General features: G+C 53.3%; 18 protein-coding genes and 2 tRNA genes. 5 read left to right on the top strand and 15 right to left on the bottom strand.

The window, feature by feature from the left end; all coding sequences use genetic code 11:
• Positions 1-23 precede the first annotated feature (23 nt).
• From infB to NQ842_RS03780, 4 genes are all read right to left on the bottom strand, one after another.
• The gene (infB, locus tag NQ842_RS03795; protein WP_014833431.1) at positions 24-2,714 is read right to left on the bottom strand and encodes a translation initiation factor IF-2; all 2,691 of its coding nucleotides are present in this window, start codon (positions 2,712-2,714) and stop codon (positions 24-26) included.
• A gap of 24 nt (positions 2,715-2,738) precedes the next feature.
• Positions 2,739-4,241, bottom strand: coding sequence for a transcription termination factor NusA (nusA, locus tag NQ842_RS03790; protein ID WP_013098917.1), 1,503 nt, complete (start codon positions 4,239-4,241; stop codon positions 2,739-2,741).
• 28 nt (positions 4,242-4,269) lie between these two features.
• Positions 4,270-4,722, bottom strand: coding sequence for a ribosome maturation factor RimP (rimP, locus tag NQ842_RS03785; protein WP_014833432.1), 453 nt, complete (start codon positions 4,720-4,722; stop codon positions 4,270-4,272).
• A gap of 207 nt (positions 4,723-4,929) precedes the next feature.
• Positions 4,930-5,006 (bottom strand) — tRNA-Met (locus NQ842_RS03780).
• A 286-nt stretch (positions 5,007-5,292) separates the two neighbouring features.
• Here NQ842_RS03780 and argG point away from each other — a divergent pair.
• A complete protein-coding gene (argG, locus tag NQ842_RS03775; RefSeq protein ID WP_257256507.1) occupies positions 5,293-6,639 on the top strand; it encodes an argininosuccinate synthase in 1,347 nt (448 codons plus the stop codon).
• 111 nt (positions 6,640-6,750) lie between these two features.
• On the opposite strand, the gene NQ842_RS03770 is transcribed toward argG, so the two are convergent.
• From NQ842_RS03770 to rlmE, 6 genes are all read right to left on the bottom strand, one after another.
• Positions 6,751-6,837, bottom strand: a tRNA-Leu gene (locus NQ842_RS03770).
• Positions 6,838-6,846: 9 nt separating this feature from the next.
• Entirely contained in the window at positions 6,847-7,179 is a 333-nt protein-coding gene (gene secG / locus NQ842_RS03765; protein ID WP_021242256.1) for a preprotein translocase subunit SecG, read from the bottom strand.
• 223 nt (positions 7,180-7,402) lie between these two features.
• Positions 7,403-8,740 (bottom strand): phosphoglucosamine mutase, encoded by a 1,338-nt coding sequence (gene glmM / locus NQ842_RS03760; protein WP_014833435.1) that lies wholly within the window; start codon positions 8,738-8,740, stop codon positions 7,403-7,405.
• Entirely contained in the window at positions 8,733-9,581 is an 849-nt protein-coding gene (folP, locus tag NQ842_RS03755; protein WP_257256506.1) for a dihydropteroate synthase, read from the bottom strand. The genes glmM and folP overlap by 8 nt, the downstream gene beginning before the upstream one ends.
• A gap of 98 nt (positions 9,582-9,679) precedes the next feature.
• On the bottom strand, positions 9,680-11,614 hold the full coding sequence (ftsH, locus tag NQ842_RS03750; protein ID WP_014833437.1) for an ATP-dependent zinc metalloprotease FtsH: 1,935 nt from the start codon (positions 11,612-11,614) through the stop codon (positions 9,680-9,682).
• A gap of 102 nt (positions 11,615-11,716) precedes the next feature.
• On the bottom strand, positions 11,717-12,343 hold the full coding sequence (gene rlmE, locus NQ842_RS03745; protein ID WP_003861812.1) for a 23S rRNA (uridine(2552)-2'-O)-methyltransferase RlmE: 627 nt from the start codon (positions 12,341-12,343) through the stop codon (positions 11,717-11,719).
• Between the two features lie 127 nt (positions 12,344-12,470).
• Here rlmE and yhbY point away from each other — a divergent pair, with 127 nt between their 5' ends.
• Positions 12,471-12,764, top strand: a complete 294-nt coding sequence (yhbY, locus tag NQ842_RS03740) for a ribosome assembly RNA-binding protein YhbY (RefSeq protein WP_014833438.1) — start codon at positions 12,471-12,473, stop codon at positions 12,762-12,764.
• A gap of 151 nt (positions 12,765-12,915) precedes the next feature.
• On the opposite strand, the gene greA is transcribed toward yhbY, so the two are convergent.
• On the bottom strand, positions 12,916-13,392 hold the full coding sequence (greA, locus tag NQ842_RS03735) for a transcription elongation factor GreA (RefSeq protein ID WP_013098923.1): 477 nt from the start codon (positions 13,390-13,392) through the stop codon (positions 12,916-12,918).
• Positions 13,393-13,619: 227 nt separating this feature from the next.
• Between greA and dacB the strand changes: the two genes are divergently transcribed.
• The 3 genes from dacB to pmrB are packed head-to-tail and all read left to right on the top strand — an operon-like array spanning position 13,620 to position 16,758.
• Complete coding sequence (gene dacB, locus NQ842_RS03730; RefSeq protein WP_257256505.1) at positions 13,620-15,053, top strand: serine-type D-Ala-D-Ala carboxypeptidase; 1,434 nt, start codon at positions 13,620-13,622, stop codon at positions 15,051-15,053.
• Positions 15,054-15,055: 2 nt separating this feature from the next.
• Entirely contained in the window at positions 15,056-15,718 is a 663-nt protein-coding gene (gene pmrA, locus NQ842_RS03725) for a two-component system response regulator PmrA (RefSeq protein WP_014833440.1), read from the top strand.
• Positions 15,715-16,758 carry a two-component system sensor histidine kinase PmrB gene (gene pmrB / locus NQ842_RS03720; RefSeq protein ID WP_050859749.1) on the top strand — a complete coding sequence of 348 codons (1,044 nt, stop codon included), beginning with the start codon at positions 15,715-15,717 and terminating at the stop codon, positions 16,756-16,758. Before pmrA ends, pmrB begins: the two co-directional genes overlap by 4 nt.
• A gap of 37 nt (positions 16,759-16,795) precedes the next feature.
• Here pmrB and cgtA read toward each other — a convergent pair whose 3' ends face one another.
• The 4 genes from cgtA to rplU form a co-directional block, all read right to left on the bottom strand.
• The gene (gene cgtA / locus NQ842_RS03715; protein ID WP_013098927.1) at positions 16,796-17,968 is read right to left on the bottom strand and encodes an Obg family GTPase CgtA; all 1,173 of its coding nucleotides are present in this window, start codon (positions 17,966-17,968) and stop codon (positions 16,796-16,798) included.
• 15 nt (positions 17,969-17,983) lie between these two features.
• A complete protein-coding gene (locus NQ842_RS03710) occupies positions 17,984-18,949 on the bottom strand; it encodes a DMT family transporter (protein WP_014833443.1) in 966 nt (321 codons plus the stop codon).
• A 96-nt stretch (positions 18,950-19,045) separates the two neighbouring features.
• Positions 19,046-19,303 (bottom strand): 50S ribosomal protein L27, encoded by a 258-nt coding sequence (gene rpmA, locus NQ842_RS03705; protein ID WP_004385076.1) that lies wholly within the window; start codon positions 19,301-19,303, stop codon positions 19,046-19,048.
• A gap of 19 nt (positions 19,304-19,322) precedes the next feature.
• A complete protein-coding gene (gene rplU / locus NQ842_RS03700; RefSeq protein WP_003025032.1) occupies positions 19,323-19,634 on the bottom strand; it encodes a 50S ribosomal protein L21 in 312 nt (103 codons plus the stop codon).
• Between the last annotated feature and the right edge of the window lie 133 nt (positions 19,635-19,767).

Below are 19,767 nucleotides of genomic sequence, written 5' to 3'. Positions count from 1 at the left end.
CATATGGACCTATCCCAACAGGATTAGTCGATGCTGCGTTGGATCTCGATGATTTCGAACACTTCGATCATATCGCCAACGCGAACGTCGTTGTAGTTCTTCACGCCGATACCACATTCCATGCCGTTACGGACTTCGTTAACGTCATCTTTGAAGCGGCGCAGGGATTCCAGCTCGCCTTCGTAGATAACCACGTTGTCACGCAGTACGCGGATTGGGTTGTGACGCTTGATGGTACCTTCGGTAACCATACAGCCCGCGATCGCACCGAATTTCGGTGATTTGAACACATCACGCACTTCAGCCAGACCGATGATCTGCTGTTTCAGCTCTGGAGACAGCATACCGCTCATCGCTGCTTTCACTTCGTCGATCAGGTTATAGATGACGGAGTAGTAACGCAGATCCAGGCTTTCCGCTTCGATCACGCGGCGAGCAGACGCGTCAGCACGCACGTTGAAGCCAACCAGGATGGCGTTGGAGGCAGCCGCCAGGGTTGCGTCGGTTTCGGTGATACCACCTACGCCAGAACCGATGATCTTCACTTTAACTTCGTCGGTAGACAGTTTCAGCAAGGAGTCGGAGATCGCTTCCACAGAACCCTGAACGTCTGCTTTCAGTACGACGTTCACTTCGTGAACTTCGCCTTCAGCCATGTTCGCAAACATGTTCTCGAGTTTAGATTTCTGCTGACGAGCCAGTTTAACTTCACGGAATTTGCCCTGACGGTACAGTGCAACTTCACGCGCTTTCTTCTCGTCACGCACAACGGTCACTTCGTCACCGGCAGCCGGCACACCGGACAGACCGAGGATTTCCACTGGAATGGACGGACCTGCTTCCAGCACTTCCTGACCCAGTTCGTTACGCATCGCACGAACACGACCGTATTCGAAACCACACAGGACGATATCGCCTTTATGCAGTGTACCTTCGCGAACCAGAACGGTAGCCACTGGGCCACGGCCTTTATCCAGGAAGGATTCGATGACCGCGCCGCTCGCCATACCGTTACGGATCGCTTTCAGCTCCAGAACTTCAGCCTGCAGCAGGATCGCGTCCAGCAGCTCGTCGATACCGGTACCTGCTTTCGCAGACACGTGTACGAACTGGCTTTCACCGCCCCACTCTTCTGGCAGGATGCCGTACTGGGACAGTTCGTTTTTAACACGATCCGGATCCGCTTCTGGCTTATCGATCTTGTTCACTGCAACCACAACAGGCACACCCGCCGCTTTCGCGTGCTGGATAGCTTCGATAGTCTGTGGCATGACGCCATCGTCTGCAGCAACAACCAGAACAACGATATCTGTCGCCTGAGCACCACGCGCACGCATTGAGGTGAACGCGGCGTGACCTGGGGTATCCAGGAAGGTGATCATACCGTTGTCGGTTTCAACGTGATATGCACCGATGTGCTGGGTAATACCACCCGCTTCACCGGAGGCCACTTTCGTAGAACGAATGTAGTCGAGCAGCGAGGTTTTACCGTGGTCAACGTGACCCATGATGGTCACAACTGGCGCACGCGGTTCTGCCGCAGCACCGGTATCACGGTCGCTCATTACCGCTTCTTCCAGCTCGTTTTCACGACGCAGGATAACTTTATGGCCCATCTCTTCGGCAACCAGCTGTGCGGTTTCCTGGTCGATAACCTGGTTGATGGTCGCCATTGCGCCCAGTTTCATCATCGCTTTGATGACCTGAGAGCCTTTAACCGCCATTTTGTTCGCCAGATCGCCAACGGTGATGGTTTCGCCGATCACAACGTCACGGTTAACGGCCTGAGCTGGCTTCTGGAAGCCCTGCTGCAGGGAAGAACCTTTACGCTGTTTGCCGCCTTTACCGCCACGCACGGCTGCACGCGCTTCTTCACGATCAGCTTTAGACTCGGCGTGTTTGTTGCCTTTTTTCGCCGGACGCGCTGCTTTCGCATTGCGACCACGACCACGGCCGCCTTCAACTTCACGGTCGTTATCATCTTCAGCCTGACGCGCGTGCTGAGAAGTGGTCACGTGATAGTCGCTGGTATCTTCAGTCGGTTCAGCGGTATTCACACCATTCTTCTCGTTTTCTTCTGCCATACGGCGCGCTTCTTCAGCCACACGACGCGCTTCTTCTTCCAGCTTGCGGCGTGCTTCTTCTTCCGCTTTACGCTTCAGCTCGGCAGCTTCATTTTCACGGCGGGCTTTTTCAGCCTGGGCGGTTTTGGTCATTTCGTCTGTCTGTTGATTGCTCACTTTGTCTTTTTCCGCAGCTTCACGCTTCACTTTATCACTTGCGTCGCGTTTCGCTTTTTCTGCGGCCTCACGTTCAGCTTTTAATTCTGCCTCACGTTTGGCAGATGCTTCCGCCTCACGCTGAGCTTGTTCTTCCGCTTCACGCTGTGCCTGCTCTTCCGCGGCAAGGCGTTCTGCCTCTTGCGGATCACGTTTTACAAAGGTGCGCGTCTTGCGGACTTCAATTTGTACCGATTTACTTTTGCCACCGGTACCAGGGATATTCAACGTGCTGCGCGTTTTGCGCTGCAGCGTCAGCTTGTCAGGCGCAGAGCCGTGTTCACGGTTCAGGTGCGCTAACAAGGTTTGTTTTTCGTTTGCCGTCACCGAGTCATCAGCGGTCTTCGGGATCCCTGCATCAGCAAATTGCTGTACCAGGCGGTCCACGGAGGTCTGAATCTCGGCAGCCAGCGATTTTACAGTTACATCAGTCATGCTGTTCCTTCCTGCTACAGTTTATTACGCTTCGTCGCCGAACCAGCAAATATTACGTGCGGCCATGATGAGTTCGCCGGCTTTCTCGTCGGTTAAACCTTCGATATCAGCCAGGTCATCAACGCCTTGCTCAGCGAGATCTTCCAGCGTACAAACACCACGGGCAGCCAGCTTGAACGCAATCGCACGATCAAGACCTTCCAGATTCAGCAGGTCATCAGCCGGCTTTTTATCGCCAAGGCTTTCTTCCTGAGCCAGTGCCAGGGTGGTCAGTGCGTTTTTAGCGCGTTCACGCAGGGCTTCAACGGTTGGTTCATCCAGACCGTCAATTTCCAGCAGCTCTTTCATTGGCACATAGGCCAGTTCTTCCAGCGTAGAGAAACCTTCTTCTACCAGAACCGTGGCGAACTCTTCGTCAATGTCCAGGTATTTCGTGAAGGTATCGATCGCCGCATGGGCTTCAGCCTGATGCTTGGCCTGCAGGTCATCAACGGTCATGACGTTGAGTTCCCAGCCGCTCAGCTGTGACGCCAGGCGTACGTTCTGACCGTTACGGCCGATTGCCTGCGCCAGGTTGCCCGCTTCAACAGCGATATCCATGGTGTGTTTGTCTTCGTCAACAACGATAGACGCCACATCCGCCGGAGCCATTGCGTTGATCACGAACTGCGCCGGGTTGTCATCCCACAGAACGATATCGATACGTTCGCCGCCCAGCTCGGTAGAGACCGCCTGAACACGCGCACCACGCATACCGACGCAAGCACCGACCGGGTCGATACGCTTGTCGTTGGTTTTCACCGCAATTTTCGCACGGGAGCCCGGATCGCGAGCCGCCGCTTTAATCTCGATAACTTCTTCACCGATTTCCGGCACTTCGATACGGAACAGTTCAACCAGCATTTCTGGTTTAGAACGGGTCACGAACAGCTGTGCACCACGCGCTTCAGGGCGAACGGCATACAGCACACCACGGATACGGTCGCCAGGGCGGAAGTTTTCACGCGGCAGCATGTCTTCACGCAGGATCACCGCTTCAGCGTTGCCCGGCATCCCTTCAGATTTGATCTCCAGAGAGATGTTGTCGCGGTTCACTTTCTTCACCACACCCGTGATGATTTCGCCTTCCTGATCGCGGAACTGATCAACAACCAGCGCACGCTCGGCTTCGCGAACTTTCTGCACGATAACCTGTTTTGCGGTCTGGGTGGTGATACGGTCGAAGGTCACAGACTCAATCTGATCTTCAACATAGTCACCAACGTTCAGGCTTTCGTCTTCAAAACGTGCCGCTTCCAGAGTGATCTCTTTGGTTGGCTGGGTCACTTCTTCAACGATTACCCAACGACGGAATGTATCGAAGTCACCGCTTTTGCGATCGATTTCTACGCGAACATCGATCTCTTGTTCGTATTTTTTCTTGGTTGCTGTAGCCAGTGCACTTTCCAGCGCTTCGAAAATCTTTTCACGCGGCAGTGATTTCTCGTTGGAGACGGCTTCAACAACAGCCAAAATTTCTTTGTTCATCGCGGGCTTTTCACCTCAATCCAGACTGTTAAAAGTGGGGAACCAGGTTCGCCTTCTGGATATTACTCAGCGCGAACACTTCATCTTTGCCTTCGACTGTCACCGTGATCATTTCACCATCAACGGCTTTGATAATTCCCTGCCATTTACGGCGGTTCTGTACGGCCATACGCAGAACGAGAGCCACTTCTTCACCGGTAAAGCGCACATAGTGCTCGGCCGTGAACATCGGGCGATCGAGGCCAGGTGAGGAAACTTCCAGGTTGTACGCAACGGTAATCGGATCTTCAACATCAAGAACCGCACTCACCTGGTGGCTAACATCAGCACAATCATCAACATTGATGCCATCTTCACTATCAATATAGATGCGCAGCGTCGATGTGCGGCCGCGAACGAATTCGATGCCGACCAGTTCGTAGCCCAGTGCTTCGACCGGTGCAGTAATCATCTCTGTTAATTTTTGCTCTAATGTGGACAAGCCCACCCCCAAGACATAAAAAAAGGGCGTAAAGCCCAGTTATTCTGTAGTCAGATAACAAAAAACCCCGATAAATCGGGGCTTTAGATAACTGAACCCTATAGCCACAACGGTGGCCTGGAGCACTCTCCGAAAGAATTTTTTCAAATCCAGCTACGAAGGCTCTGAGTCTTCACAGTATATTTGAAAAATGACTTTATGGGAAAGTGGTTGCGGGGGCCGGATTTGAACCGACGACCTTCGGGTTATGAGCCCGACGAGCTACCAGGCTGCTCCACCCCGCGCCTGAAACGTGGCAAATTCTACGCTTTTTGGCGAGAAAATGCAAATAATGCTGGGATTTGGTACCGAAGACGGGACGTAAAATCGGCGTTCAGTATATTGATAGTGAACCCCGCCTGTCAACCCAGTTTCCACCAGGCCAAACGGAGGGAAATTTTTACAAAAAACGCACGAGTCTCTTCCGGTCATCGACAAAAGATGATTAAATGAATACTCACTTATTTTGCATAAACATGCATCGAGAGCGAAAGCGGTCTCTAATCAGTCAATCACGCAGGGTTTTATTTTATGACGACGATTCTCAAGCATCTTCCGGTAGGACAACGTATTGGCATCGCTTTTTCAGGCGGCCTGGATACCAGCGCTGCACTGCTGTGGATGCGCCAGAAGGGAGCGGTTCCGTATGCATATACAGCGAACCTGGGTCAGCCGGATGAGGACGACTATGATGCCATTCCTCGTCGTGCTAAAGAGTATGGCGCAGAGAACGCACGTCTGATTGACTGCCGTAAGCAGCTGGTCGCCGAAGGTATTGCCGCTATTCAGTGTGGCGCTTTCCATAATACCACCGGCGGTCTGACCTATTTCAACACCACCCCACTGGGCCGTGCCGTGACCGGCACCATGCTGGTTGCCGCCATGAAAGAAGATGGTGTGAACATCTGGGGTGACGGCAGTACCTATAAAGGCAACGACATTGAACGTTTCTATCGCTATGGCCTGCTGACTAACGCCGAGCTGCAGATTTACAAACCGTGGCTGGATACCGATTTTATCGATGAGCTGGGCGGCCGTCATGAAATGTCTGAATTTATGATTGCCTGCGGCTTCGACTATAAGATGTCCGTCGAAAAAGCCTACTCCACTGATTCCAACATGCTGGGCGCGACGCACGAAGCAAAAGATCTGGAGTTCCTGAATTCCAGCGTGAAAATCGTTAACCCCATCATGGGTGTGAAGTTCTGGGATGAAAACGTCCAAATCCCGGCAGAGGAAGTGACCGTGCGTTTCGAGCGTGGCCATCCGGCTGCCCTCAATGGCAAGACCTTCTCTGATGATGTGGAACTGATGCTGGAAGCGAACCGCATCGGCGGCCGTCACGGTCTGGGTATGAGCGATCAGATTGAAAACCGTATCATTGAAGCGAAGAGCCGTGGCATCTATGAAGCCCCGGGGATGGCGCTGCTGCACATTGCGTATGAACGTCTGCTGACCGGCATTCACAACGAAGATACCATTGAGCAATATCACTCTCATGGCCGTCAGTTGGGTAAACTGCTGTATCAGGGCCGCTGGTTCGATCCGCAGGCACTGATGCTGCGTGATGCTCTGCAACGTTGGGTGGCAAGCGCTATTACTGGCGAAGTGACTCTGGAACTGCGTCGCGGTAACGACTACTCCATCCTGAATACCGTGTCCGACAACCTGACCTACAAAGCAGAGCGTCTGACCATGGAGAAAGGCGAATCCGTGTTCTCACCTGATGACCGTATTGGTCAGCTGACCATGCGTAATCTGGATATCACCGATACCCGTGAGAAGCTGTTCAACTACGTTGAGAATGGCCTGCTGTCAGCCAGTTCCGGTAACGGCCTGCCGCAGGTTGAAAACCTGGAGCACAGCGATAAGAAGTAATCGCTGAGATGAAATGCAAAAGGCGTCCGATGGACGCCTTTTTTTGGTTTTTTTTCGATCGTACTTCAGACGAAAAAAAAGACGTCTTTCGACGTCTTTCTTCTGGAATATTGGTACCGAGGATGGGACTCGAACCCACAAGCCCGTTAGGGCACTACCACCTCAAGGTAGCGTGTCTACCAATTCCACCACCTCGGTACGGAATACTTACTGCGGGATATCGCTGGTTGGCTTAGCCGGTGCAGCTGGCTGAGTCTGCTCAGTTTTCGCTGGCGCGCTCAGGTTTTCCCACTCGCTTCCTTTGCTGGTCTTGTTGCTGTTGATATTGCCCAGCACCAGGCTGATGATGAAGAACAGCGTAGCCAGAATCGCTGTAGTACGGGTCATGAAGTTCGCAGAACCACTTGAACCGAACAGCGTACCGGAAGCGCCTGCTCCGAAGGAGGCTCCCATATCAGCGCCTTTACCTTGCTGCAGCATAATCAGCGCTACGAGAGCGATGGCTACAATAAGGAAAACAACTAAAAGAGCTTCGTACATAATCAACCTGTTCCTTGCGGATTTGCCGCATACCAATGCTTCGACCAATTAGCAGGATTTTTGTTTCCCACTGAAGCGGGTGTGAATACTAACCAAAGCGAATGACCTTCGCAAGGGCAATTTTGACGCATTGTATCAACTGCAGAAAAAAACAGCAAAAAGCCATTAAATGCTTAAAACTAAGGCGGCAAGCGCCGCCTTTTTAAACACTTACTGTGAAAAGTTATGCAGCTTTTACGGCATCCGCAATACGGTGCGCAAATTCCGTCACCTGCGTTTCGTCTTCACCTTCCACCATCACGCGGATCAGCGGTTCAGTACCCGACTTACGCAGCAGAACACGACCACGGCTGCCGAGCGCGGCTTCAACCTCAGTCATGACGGCTTTTACATTTTCATTTTCCAGCGGATCGCCTTTTCCTGCGGTGAAGCGCACGTTGACAAGGATCTGCGGGAACATTTTCATACCGCTGCAGAGATCCTGCAGGGTCATATGATTGCGGGCCATGGCGGCTACCACCTGCAGTGCCGCGACGATGCCGTCACCGGTGGTGGTTTTGTCCAGCAGGATCACGTGACCGGAGTTTTCTGCGCCAATACGCCAGCCTTTCTCCTGCAGTTTTTCCAGCACGTAGCGGTCACCCACTTTCGCACGAACAAACGGGATACCCAGCTGTTTCAACGCCAGCTCCAGTCCCATATTGCTCATCAGGGTACCCACGGCGCCGCCGCGCAACTGCCCCTGACGCAGGCCTTCACGGGCGATGATATAAAGAATTTGATCACCATCGACCTTGTTACCTTCGTGATCAACCATGATCACACGGTCGCCGTCACCGTCCAGCGCAATACCGAGATCCGCTTTTTCTGCCAGCACGCGTGCCTGCAGGGCACGAACGTCTGTCGCACCGACCTGTTCGTTAATGTTCAGACCATCAGGCTCACAGCCGATGGTGATCACTTTCGCCCCCAGCTCACGGAAAACATTAGGCGCAATGTGATACGTCGCACCGTTTGCACAGTCCACCACAATTTTAAGGTGAGCCAGGCTTAGCTCGTTCGGGAAGGTCCCTTTGCAGAATTCAATGTAACGGCCAGCTGCATCAACAATACGGTTTGCTTTGCCCAGTTCAGCGGAATCGACGCAGGTGATCTCTTTTTCCATTTCGGCTTCGATCGCCTCTTCCACTTCATCCGGTAGCTTGGTGCCATCGATGGAGAAGAACTTGATGCCGTTGTCATAGAACGGGTTATGCGAGGCAGAAATCACGATGCCAGCTTCCGCGCGGAAGGTACGCGTCAGATACGCAACAGCCGGGGTTGGCATTGGCCCCGTAAAGGAAGCTGAAAGCCCCGCTGCGGCCAGTCCGGCTTCCAGCGCGGACTCCAGCATATAGCCGGAGATACGGGTATCTTTACCAATGATAATTTTACGCGAGCCATGACGTGCCAGAACCTTGCCAGCAGCCCAACCAAGTTTAAGCACAAAATCAGGGGTGATTGGAGCATCGCCTACGCGCCCACGGATACCATCGGTACCAAAATACTTACGATTACTCATAGCGTTTCTTTTCCTTCGCTGCCAGTGTGGCTTCCACCACACGCATGGCTTCTACTGTTTCTTTAACATCATGGACACGGATAATGTGTGCGCCTTGCATTGCCGCAATCACCGCACAAGCCAGGCTACCGCTCAGGCGTTCACTCGGCCCTACATTGAGCAACTGCCCAATCATCGACTTTCTCGACATGCCAACCAGCAGCGGCAGGCCGAAATGATGAAACTCTGATAAGCGCGCAAGCAACTCATAATTGTGAGAGAGATTTTTACCGAAACCGAACCCCGGGTCGAGCAGCAATTTCTCTTTTGCGATACCTGCACCCTCACAGCGTGCAATATGCTCATTAAAGAAGCGATTCACATCCGCAAAAACATCCTCATACTTAGGCGCATCCTGCATCGTTTTCGGCTGGCCTTGCATATGCATCAGACAAACCGGCAGCCCGGTTTCCGCAGCCGCCTCAATCGCCCCTGGCTCGGTGAGAGAGCGGATATCATTGATGATGTGAGCACCCACTCGCGCCACTTCGCGAATGACCTCTGGCTTGGACGTGTCGACGGATATCCACACCTCAAAACGTTGTGCGATCGCTTCTACCACCGGCACCACCCGCGCCAGCTCTTCTTCCACCGAAACCTCTGCCGCCCCTGGACGCGTCGATTCACCGCCGACGTCAATGATTGTGGCTCCCGCGTTGATCATCAGATTGGCGTGCTTAACCGCCTCGATAAGCGTGTTATGCGTGCCACCATCAGAGAAGGAGTCAGGCGTGACATTCAGGATCCCCATCACATGCGGATGTGAGAGATCGAGATGCGAGTCCTGGGCGAATAGTTTCATGGTTAAATCCCTGGTATTAATGTGGTTTAACAGAAAAGAAAAACCCCGGAGCAAGCTCCAGGGTTTGAGGTACAGACATACTCACCAACAGCAGTGACTTACTTGTCGCCCAACTGTTCTGACATGGTGTTGCCCGGGTTCGGCGTACGTGGTTCATCAACCGGACGCGGCGCACGCGGGGTGCCATTGTTGTCAGAATTGTTGGAAGCACCTGGGTCTTCCCAGCCTGCTGGCGGACGCACTTCGCGGCGAGCCATCAGGTCGTCAATCTGCGGAGCATCGATGGTCTCATATTTCATGAGCGCATCTTTCATCGAATGCAGAATGTCCATATTGTCGTTCAGGATCTGACGTGCGCGACCGTAGTTACGTTCAATCAGCGCTTTCACTTCCTGGTCGATGATGCGAGCTGTCTCATCAGACATATGTTTCGCTTTCGCCACAGAGCGGCCCAGGAACACTTCGCCCTCTTCCTCTGCATACAGCAGTGGACCGAGTTTGTCGGAGAAGCCCCACTGGGTCACCATGTTACGCGCCAGGTTTGTCGCCACTTTAATATCGTTGGACGCACCGGTAGAAACATGTTCCGCACCGTAGATAATCTCTTCCGCCAGACGACCGCCGTACAGGGTTGAAATCTGGCTTTCCAGTTTCTGACGGCTGGCGCTAATCGCGTCGCCTTCAGGCAGGAAGAAGGTCACACCCAGCGCACGACCGCGCGGAATGATCGTCACTTTATGCACCGGATCGTGTTCCGGCACCAGGCGACCGATAATCGCGTGGCCCGCTTCGTGGTATGCCGTGGACTCTTTCTGCGCTTCCGTCATCACCATGGAGCGGCGTTCCGCCCCCATCATGATTTTGTCTTTCGCTTTTTCGAATTCCACCATCGATACCACGCGCTTGTTACCGCGAGCAGCAAACAGTGCAGCTTCGTTGACCAGGTTAGCCAAATCCGCACCGGAGAAGCCCGGTGTACCGCGCGCAATGATTGCCGCGTCGATATCTGGCGCCAGCGGTACGCGACGCATGTGAACTTTCAGAATCTGTTCACGACCACGGACATCCGGCAGACCAACCACAACCTGACGGTCGAAACGGCCTGGACGCAGCAGCGCCGGGTCAAGAACGTCCGGACGGTTAGTTGCCGCAATAACGATAATACCCTCGTTACCTTCAAAGCCGTCCATCTCAACCAGCATCTGGTTCAGAGTCTGCTCACGTTCATCATGACCACCGCCCAGGCCTGCGCCACGCTGGCGACCTACGGCGTCGATTTCATCGATGAAGATAATGCACGGTGCTGCCTTTTTAGCCTGCTCGAACATGTCACGCACACGAGATGCACCAACACCCACGAACATTTCTACGAAGTCAGAACCCGAAATAGTAAAGAACGGCACCTTCGCTTCACCCGCGATGGCTTTCGCCAGCAGGGTTTTACCGGTACCCGGAGGGCCGACCATCAGGACGCCTTTCGGGATCTTACCGCCCAGCTTCTGGAAACGGCTCGGCTCGCGCAGGTATTCAACCAGTTCACCCACCTCTTCTTTTGCTTCGTCACAACCGGCGACGTCTGCAAACGTGGTTTTGATCTGATCTTCCGTCAACATACGCGCCTTGCTCTTACCGAACGACATGGCACCTTTGCCACCGCCGCCCTGCATCTGGCGCATAAAGAAGATCCAGACGCCGATAAGAAGCAGCATCGGGAACCAGGAGATGAAGATAGAAGCCAGCAGGCTTGGTTCTTCTGGCGGCTCACCTACCACCTTGACGTTTTTAGTCAGAAGGTTATCAAGCAGCTTAGGATCGTTCACCGGGATGTAAGTCGTGTAACGGTTACTATCTTTCTTGGTAACGTTGATCTCACGTCCGTTGATACGCGCTTCGCGAACCTGGTCCTGATTGACCTCCTGCAGGAAGGTAGAATAATCCACCTTGCGGCCATTCGACTCGCTGGGCCCAAAGCTCTGGAATACTGACATCAGCACAACGGCAATGACCAGCCAGAGTATTAGGTTTTTCGCCATGTCACTCAAGGGATTAACCTCATATTACAACTGTGTTAAAAACAGCGTCAGGATACTCTATATCCAGTGTCATTCAAACTTTCGTCTGAAATCCACCAGCTATCATTTTCGCCCGGTCGCTACAATATACACTTCACGGGAACGGGCCCGGGAAGAGTCCGGCTTACGAACTTTGACCTTCGCAAACAGGGAGCGAATTTCCTTAAGGTACTCCTCGAAACCTTCGCCCTGAAACACCTTCACAACAAAACTACCACCAGGCGCTAGTACATCACGACACATTTCTAACGCTAGCTCCACCAGATACATGGCGCGGGGGATATCCACCGCCGGTGTTCCACACATATTTGGTGCCATATCTGACATGACAACCTGGACCTTACTGTCACCTACACGATCAAGTAACGCTTTCAGCACTAATTCATCACGAAAGTCGCCCTGAAGGAAGTCGACACCAACGATGGGATCCATTGGTAAAAGATCGCATGCGATGATTCGGCCCGTGCCGCCAATCTGCGTTACCGCATACTGGGACCATCCGCCAGGTGCCGCACCGAGGTCAACCACCGTCATCCCCGGCTTAAAAAGTTTGTCACTTTGCTGTATTTCATCAAGTTTAAACCAGGCACGGGAACGCAACCCCTTTTTCTGTGCCTGTTGAACATATTTATCGCTAAAGTGTTCCTGAAGCCAGCGGCTGGAACTGGCAGAACGCTTTTTACCTGTCATTTAACATTTCCGTCCTGGTTCATCGTTGCTTGCCTGTGACGTAAATTTCTACGCAGCTATTTGGCGATATAAGGGAGATGGCGGTAGAATGAACCGTTTTCAATCCCAACGTAAGCAAAAATATACGATGAATCTGAGTACTAAACAAAAACAGCACCTTAAAGGTCTGGCACATCCGCTCAAGCCTGTAGTCATGCTTGGCAACAATGGTTTGACCGAAGGGGTGCTTGCCGAGATTGAACAAGCGCTGGAACACCACGAGCTGATCAAGGTGAAAATTGCCTCTGAAGACAGAGACACGAAGAACTTGATCGTGGAAGCCATCGTGCGCGAAACCGGTGCCTGTAATGTACAGGTCATCGGTAAAACGCTGGTGCTCTATCGCCCAACTAAAGAGCGTAAAATCTCGCTGCCACGCTAAGGATATCCTGAATTAAACACATTTTCTGTGTAAAACGAGGGATTTCTGTCAGCAGGTGAGCAAAATGCCATGCTCCTTGAGTTGTTAAAAGGCCGCTATGCGGCCTTTTTCCTTTCTTTACAATGTATCAACATCTATGTGGCGAGGCGAATTACAGGTACTCAACCTTGATAATTTCGTATTCCACTTCCCCGCCCGGGGTACGGATGGTGACCACATCGTCCTGCTCTTTGCCAATCAGGCCGCGGGCAATCGGAGAGTTCACTGAGATCAGGTTCTGTTTGAAGTCAGCTTCATCATCGCCCACGATGCGGTAAGTCTGCTCTTCGTCAGTGTCCAGGTTCAGCACGCTAACGGTCGAACCGAAGATCACACGGCCATTGTTTGGCATTTTGGTGATATCGATAACCTGCGCATTGGACAGTTTTGCTTCGATATCTTTAATACGCCCTTCACAGAACCCCTGCTGCTCACGCGCCGCATGGTATTCAGCGTTCTCTTTCAGGTCGCCATGCTCACGCGCTTCCGCGATAGCGGCGATGATTTCAGGGCGACGAACCGATTTCAGGAAATCCAGCTCTTCGCGCAGTTTTTCGGCACCACGTAAGGTCATCGGAATAGCTTGCATTTGTTATACCTCTTAAACATTCCTGTTGGGAGCAGTGTTCCCTGCCCCGGCCCTCATGAGCGGGCCAGAAGCAAAAAGAAAACCGACCCGGGAGCTACGCCCCAGGTCAGCAGCAATTTTCAATTTGATACGCATTTTACCGCGAAGTTCACTATGGGTCATCGTTTACTTTGCAGTGCTATGCACCGTAGTATGACGGTTTGTTTTCGGGTTGTTAGCGCGAGATTATGCGATTTTCCAGATTTATCATCGGATTGACTACCAGTATAACGTTCAGCGTTCAGGCCGCGAATGTTGATGAGTACATTAATCAGCTACCCGCCGGTGCTAACCTTGCACTGATGGTGCAGAAGGTCGGGGCACAGGCACCAGAGATTGACTACCACAGTCAACAAATGGCGCTGCCTGCCAGTACCCAGAAGGTGATCACTGCGCTCGCCGCCCTGCTTCAGCTCGGGCCTGACTTCCGTTTTACCACCACCCTTGAGACCAAAGGCAAGGCTGAAGACGGTGAGTTGAAAGGCGATCTCATCGCCCGCTTTGGCGGTGACCCCACCTTCAAACGCCAGGATATCCGCAACATGGTGGCGGTGCTGAAAAAATCCGGCGTGCAGAAGATCGATGGCAACGTGTTGATCGATACCTCCATCTTTGCCAGCCACGATAAAGCCCCTGGCTGGCCGTGGAACGACATGACGCAGTGCTTTAGCGCGCCGCCAGCGGCCGCTATTGTTGACCGTAACTGCTTCTCGATTTCGCTTTACAGCGCGCCAAAACCGGACGATTTAGCGTTTATTCGCGTAGCGTCTTACTACCCGGTCACCATGTTTAGCCAGGTCCGTACGCTGGCCAAAGGCTCCCCGGACGCACAGTATTGCGAACTGGATGTCGTGCCCGGCGATCTTAACCGCTTCACCCTTACCGGATGCCTGACGCAACGCGCCGATCCCCTACCGCTGGCCTTCGCCATCCAGGATGGTGCAAGCTACGCGGGCGCAATTCTCAAGGACGAACTGAAACAGGCTGGGATCACCTATACCGGTACTCTCCTGCGTCAGACGCAGGTTAATCAACCCGGCACGGTTATCGCCAGCAAACAGTCTGAACCGTTGCACGATTTGCTAAGGATCATGCTGAAGAAGTCTGACAATATGATCGCCGACACGGTATTCCGCATGATTGGTCACGCGCGTTTCGGTGTTCCGGGAACCTGGCGTGCAGGCTCCGACGCCGTGCGTCAGATCCTGCGTCAGCAGGCGGGCATCGATCTGGGCAATACGATCGCTGTCGATGGTTCCGGGTTATCGCGTCACAATTTGATCTCTCCGGCAACCATGATGCAAGTGCTTCAGTACATTGCACAACATGACACTGAGCTAAACTTTATCTCGATGCTGCCCCTTGCCGGGCATGACGGTTCACTTCAGTACCGGGCCGGCCTTCACGCTGCCGGTGTGGACGGTAAAGTGTCCGCTAAAACAGGTTCACTGCAGGGGGTTTACAACCTTGCAGGCTTCATCACTACCGCCAGCGGGCAACGCATGGCATTCGTGCAGTATCTTTCCGGCTATGCCGTCGAACCGGCCGACCAGCGCAATCGCCGTATCCCGCTGGTACGCTTCGAAAGCAGGCTTTATAAGGACATCTACCAGAATAACTAGCGATGAAACTACTTATAGTTGAAGACGATCTGTTATTACAGGAAGGGCTGGCGCTTGCGCTGGCCAATGAAGGATATGCCCTCGACTGCGCCGCCACGGCGGCAGAGGCGGATGCCCTGATCCAGAGCGGGGAATACAGTCTGGTGATCCTCGATCTTGGCTTACCAGATAAAGACGGTGCCACATTGTTAAGCCAGTGGCGCCGCCGCGGTGTCGACAACCCGGTGTTGATCCTGACGGCACGTGATGCCATCGAAGATCGTATCAACGGCCTTGATTCCGGCGCGGATGATTATCTGGTGAAGCCTTTTGCCCTCGCAGAGCTACAGGCACGCGTGCGGGCGTTAATCCGCCGCTATCAGGGGCATAGTGATAACTTACTCACCGACGGGGATATTACGCTGAATCTGCAAACCCAGCAGGTGCTGCGTGAGTCACAACCCGTTGAGGTCACCCCCAAAGAGTTCGCTCTGCTTACGCGTCTGATCATGCGGAGCGGACAGACGGTACACCGAGAAACCCTCCAGCAGGATATTTACTCCTGGCAAGATGATCCGGGGTCAAACACCCTTGAAGTGCACATTCACAATCTGCGGCGCAAACTCGGTAAAGACAGAATAAAAACCGTACGCGGTGTGGGCTATCGTCTGGAGAGCCAGAAATGAACAGCATGCGTCGGCGATTGATGGTTCTGCTGGCGGTTATTCTGTTATTTTTCCAGTTGATAAGCGTAATCTGGCTCTGGCATGAAAGCCGCGAACAGATTGGTTTTCTGGTCAATGAAACGTTGTCGGCAAAATCACGCAACAACCACGTTGAAAAAGAGATCCGCGAAGCGATTGCCTCACTGCTGGTCCCCTCCCTGGTGATGGTTGGCTTCACCCTGCTCTTCTCCTTCTGGGCAGTTACCTGGATAACCCGCCCCCTGAACAAGCTGCGTGCCAGTCTGGCGAATCGTTCCGCGGACAACCTGACCCCGCTGCCAATGTATTCCGATATGGAAGAAATCGGTGCCGTCACCACCTCTCTGAATCAGTTGCTCGCCAGGCTGGATCACACCATCCAGCAGGAAAGACTCTTTACCGCCGATGCTGCGCACGAGCTGCGCACGCCTCTCGCCGGGATCAGGCTGCATCTGGAACTCATGGCGCAGTCAGGTTCGCCGCAGGCTTCGACACTCATCAGCCGTATCGATCAGCTCATGCATACCATTGAACAGTTGCTCATGCTGGCGCGTGCCGGGCAGGCGATGGCAAGCGGCCACTACGAGACGGTGAACTGGACAGACAATATCATCACCCCGCTTGGCCTTGAGCATGAAGCCAAAGAACATACGGTGATATGGCCGGCCAAAAGCCCACTAACGGTGCAGGGGGACGCGGTGCTTCTGCGATTGATGCTGCGTAACCTGCTGGAGAATGCCGGACGTTATAGCCCGGCAGGAACAACCATCACCGTGACATTAACCGGCCTGGACGGCGGTACGCGGGTCAGCGTTATCGATCAGGGACCCGGTATTGATGAAGCGCACCGGCAGTCGATCACCGAGCCGTTCCGTCGTCTCGACCAGCGCTACGGCGGTAGTGGCCTGGGTCTGAGTATCGTGCAACGCATCGTGCAGCTTCACCACGGAAAACTGACGCTGGAGAATGGCGCGCAAGGCGGTCTCATCGCCAGCTGCTGGCTGCCTTCAACACTGGAATAAAAAAAGCCCCTGTATCAACAGGGGCCTTCTGTGGTCATCAGTGCTTGTAGATGAACTCGACGCCTTCTTCGTCGTCTTCATCCCAGTCGTCGTCCCAGTCGTCTTCCTCCTCCGCTTCCAGCTCTTCAAGCTGTTGACGGTGGTAGTCATCCCACATGAATTCGACTTTTTCAGGCTGCTTCGCTTCTTCCGCCTGAACAACCGGGTTCTCGATGATAAAGGTCATCACATCCCAGCAGAGATCTTTCACGCCAACCTGGCTTGCCGCGGAGATCAGGTAGTATTTATCTTCCCACCCCATCGCTTCAGCAATGGCTTTCGCTTTTGCTTCCGCTTCGGCTTTGTCCATCAGGTCAATCTTGTTAAACACCAGCCAGCGTGGTTTGTTCGCCAGTTTCTCGCTGTATTTCTCCAGCTCGCCGACGATGATACGAGCATTTTCTACCGGATCGGAACCGTCGATCGGATCGATATCGATCAGGTGCAGCAGTACGCGGCAACGCTCAAGGTGTTTCAGGAAGCGAATACCCAGACCGGCACCTTCAGCAGCGCCTTCAATCAGACCCGGGATATCGGCAACCACGAAGCTCTTCTCGTTATCCATACGGACAACGCCCAGACTTGGCACCAGCGTGGTAAACGGATAGTCCGCCACTTTTGGCTTCGCTGCGGAGACGGCACGAATAAACGTCGATTTACCGGCGTTTGGCATACCCAGCATACCCACGTCAGCCAGCAGCATCAGCTCCAGCTGCAGGTCGCGCTTATCGCCCGGCGTACCCATCGTTTTCTGACGCGGTGTACGGTTGACGGAAGATTTGAAACGGCTGTTACCCAGACCGTGCCAGCCGCCTTTTGCGACCATCAGACGCTGACCGTGTTTGGTCATATCGCCCATGGTCTCACCTGTACCCTGATCGATCACACGCGTACCGACTGGCACCTTGATGGTCACGTCTTTACCGCGTTTCCCGGTACAGTCACGGCTCTGGCCATTCTGGCCACGTTCTGCGCGGAAAGATTTTTCGAAACGGTAGTCGATCAGCGTGTTGAGGTTCTCATCCGCCTCCAGCCACACGTCACCGCCGTCACCACCGTCGCCGCCGTCAGGGCCGCCACGTGGGATATATTTTTCACGGCGGAAGCTCACGCAACCGTTGCCGCCATCACCTGCCACGACCAGGATCGTCGCTTCATCAACAAACTTCATTTTACTCTCCGTAACTCATTCGCCTGAGCGGGGGACTACTACAACCGCTTCATTTTTGCGCCAACGCCCCCAGAGACGATGACCAATGGCGGAATACATCGCGCCCGCAACCACGACAAACGCACCGAGATAGCCCAACAGGTTGAGCATCGGTCTGACGAAGACATCGGGCCAGGCCATTGATAACAAATCTGAAAATAACAGCGTAAACAGCGGAGTGAGCGTAATCAATGCGCTCACCTGTGCTGCCTGCCAGCGCGCCATTGCTTCGGCCAGCGCGCCATAACCGACCAGCGTATTCAGCCCACAAAATATGAGGCACGCCAGCTGCCAGTCGCTAAGCTGGGTAATCACCCCCGGCTTCGCTAACGGCAATAATGCTATTGTACACAAAGTGTACAGCAAAAAGAGGATCTGCTGTGAAGCAAGACGACGCAATAACACCTTTTGCGCGACACCATAGCTCACCCAGACTGTTGCTGCCCCCACACCGAAGATCACACCCCAGGTGTAATCGGTCAGTCGGGTAAAAATCTCTATCAGGCTGGTATTAAAGAACATCACCAGACCACATAGCAGCATGCTCGCCCCGATAATCTGCGTACCCCGCATCTTCTCCTTGAGGATAAAGACGCTGGCGACCATCATGCCGACCGGTGAGAGTTGACCAATCACTTGCGACGCTGTCGGGCTGAGGTATTGCAGGGAAGAGCTGAACAGTATGAAGTTGCCAAACAGTCCACCGGTCGCGATAGCCAGCAACACCAGCCAGCGCGGTTTACGGAAGAGACGCAATGGTGGAAGCTTGCCTTTAACAGCGAGAATGGCACCCAGGCCGATACTTGCCATCAGAAAGCGATAAAACACCACCGTAGGCGGCTCCATCACTTCCAGTACCTGCTTCATTGCAATTGGCAGCGCACCCCAGCACATTGCGGTTGTGAGCGCCAAAAGAATACCAATGCCGGCCTGCTGCTTCATGCCCGTTTTCCCTACAGAAAAAATTACCGGGTTTCCAATGTAAAAAGCCCCGCAACAGGTTGCGGGGCTTTAATCCGTTACCGGACCGAGAAAACCTTACTCAGCAACGATGCTGATGTATTTACGGTTGTTCGGGCCTTTAACTTCAAATTTCACTTTACCGTCTGCTTTTGCAAACAGAGTGTGGTCACGACCGCAACCTACGTTGTTGCCAGCGTGGAATTTGGTACCACGTTGACGAACGATGATGCTACCCGCCAGAACGGATTCGCCACCGAAACGCTTAACGCCCAGGCGTTTAGCTTCTGAATCGCGACCGTTACGTGTGGAGCCGCCAGCCTTTTTATGTGCCATTTAAATCTCTCCTCAGGTCTTAGGCGCTGATGCCAGTAATTTTCACATCAGTGAACCACTGACGGTGGCCCTGCTGCTTACGGTAGTGTTTACGACGACGAAACTTAACGATTTTAACTTTCTCGCCACGACCGTGAGCAACAACTTCAGCTTTGATAACGCCGCCATCAACGAAAGGAACGCCGATTTTGACTTCTTCACCGTTTGCGATCATCAGAACTTCTGCGAACTCAACAGATTCGCCAGTTGCGATGTCCAGCTTTTCCAGGCGAACGGTCTGACCTTCGCTTACTCGGTGTTGTTTACCACCACTTTGGAAAACCGCGTACATATAAACTCCGCTTCCGCGCACATCCTCGTATGAATCAGAGTGCGCTATAAATATTCACAATAGGGCGCGAATATTACGCAAAACGCGAGCCTTTGACAAGTGCTACCGTCAATACATGAAGAAAAAAAACACA

This window comes from Enterobacter cloacae complex sp. R_G8, assembly GCF_024599795.1.
In the GTDB taxonomy this organism is placed as follows: domain Bacteria; phylum Pseudomonadota; class Gammaproteobacteria; order Enterobacterales; family Enterobacteriaceae; genus Enterobacter; species Enterobacter dissolvens.
This window is presented reverse-complemented; position numbering and strand designations above follow the sequence as displayed.